2 protein-coding genes are annotated in these 1,799 nt (G+C 35.7%); both read right to left on the reverse strand.

Annotated features, from left to right (window positions below):
* Nucleotides 1-54 precede the first annotated feature (54 nt).
* Nucleotides 55-795, reverse strand: a complete 741-nt coding sequence (locus V7266_RS30320; protein WP_335472988.1) for a FadR/GntR family transcriptional regulator — start codon at nucleotides 793-795, stop codon at nucleotides 55-57.
* 743 nt (nucleotides 796-1,538) lie between these two features.
* Nucleotides 1,539-1,799 (reverse strand): FadR/GntR family transcriptional regulator (locus V7266_RS30325; RefSeq protein ID WP_335472989.1); only part of this gene is annotated, 261 nt, incomplete at its 5' end.

The following is a 1,799-nucleotide window of genomic DNA, read 5'->3' on the forward strand; positions in this document are numbered from 1 at the left end:
TTTTCGTATGTGAATTTTAAAGACATTTCGAATTCCTCCTCATATTTTTGAATTTTATTTTATTAGGTCATGACTGGCGGTTACATGTCCTTCACCCCCTTTAAAGAGCTCTGCTATTTCAAACTCTACTGCCTCCACATGGTCTTTAGCCGCCTTACGAGCTGCAGAAGGTTTACGAGCTAAGATAGCTTCGGTCAAAATTCGATGGCCCTCATTAGCCTTTTCTCTTCTCCCAGGAAGCTTGATTGTTCGTAAAGAATATTCAATCAGTACATCTTTAAGATTTTCCATTATATTGATAAAGATTTTGTTTTTAGTCGCTCTTGCTATTTCAATATGTAGAGCGACATCTAATTCAACAAAGGCTTCATCCGATAATCTATTATCATTAAGTTGTTCTAGAATATGGATTAACCCATTGGCAGAACTGGTGGTAATTCTCTCTGCAGCTCGAAAAGCGGTTTCGCTTTCTAAGACAAGCCTTGCCTCAAACAATTCTGGCACTGTGGTTCCCTCTATCACGAGAAGGGATGCCAAGCTCGAACTAATAGTTTCCCGCCCGCTGCTAACAATGGTGCCTACACCATGAACTATACGAACAGACCCTTCAGCTTCAAGACTCTTAAGCGCTTCTCGTATAGAGCTCCTGCTAACACCGAACCGTTCCGCAAGCACTTTTTCTGGAGGCAGTTTATCCCCTACCTTATACTCTCCGCTTTGCAGTATCTCTTGAAGCTTAGCAGCTACATCAATGGAAACTTTTGATCTTTTAATAGGTTGAATGGATGATGCCATATCACACCTCCTTTATTTTCTGTCGTTTTTATTTCCGAAATTTAGATAATATTAAGAAAATTACAATTAAAAAATTTAAGTGTTTTAATGTATTCGCTTTCAAAATATTCTCTAACTCTGAATCTTTCAATAATCAATAAGTAGGTAGCAGTAGTAGATAATGTGATGTAGGTACTCTGTTGCAGGCATTTGCTGTAGATGATCTGTGGTGGTGGTGTTTCGTTGTCGGTTGTCTGTTGTCTGTTGTAGGTTGTCTGATATCTAATAACAGATTAACCCAGGATGTATGGGTCTGTCAACGAAAAAAATAAAAAAATCTAAATATTTTGTAAATTAATATTTTAGGATTATTTAATGTCAAGTAATAATAATTAGAAAAATCTGAAATAGTGCAATTCTTCCCATTTAGAATTGTTATTTTATTATCCTAATATCATATAATCCGCACTATTTGGTAATTTGATAGTTAGTGAAAATTCCTTGTCTCATATTTTACTTACATGATAACTATCAAACAATTAACAATACTGAGTTAATTAATCAGCTATCTTGCGGTCTTTAAAGATCTTAGAATTTTTGCTAAATATTTCACTAAACTCGATTGAATTTTTTGAAAGTCACTTTTAATGAATTGAACATAAAAAAACCGGGCATAGCCCGGTCCTTTTTGCTTAGCGAAGTTTGTACTCTTGCCTTAACATTTTGCTAGACATTTTATTCTAACTAGCCGTCATGACTGGTAGTCACACATCTTCCCTCTTAAAGAGATCAATTATTTCTAATTCTACCGCTTCCACATGTGCTCTAGCAGCCTTACGTGCTGCTGTAGGTTTACCAGCTAAGATCGCTTCGACTAAAATACGATGACCCTTATTAGCCCTTTCCCTTCGTCCAGAAAGCTTGATCGTTCGCAAAGAATATTCAATCAATACATCCTTAAGATTTTCCATTATACTGATAAAAATCTTGTTTTTTGTAGCTTTTGCTATTTCAATATGTAGAGC

The sequence above is a fragment of the Neobacillus drentensis genome, from assembly GCF_036965645.1.
In the GTDB taxonomy this organism is placed as follows: domain Bacteria; phylum Bacillota; class Bacilli; order Bacillales; family Cytobacillaceae; genus Neobacillus; species Neobacillus drentensis_D.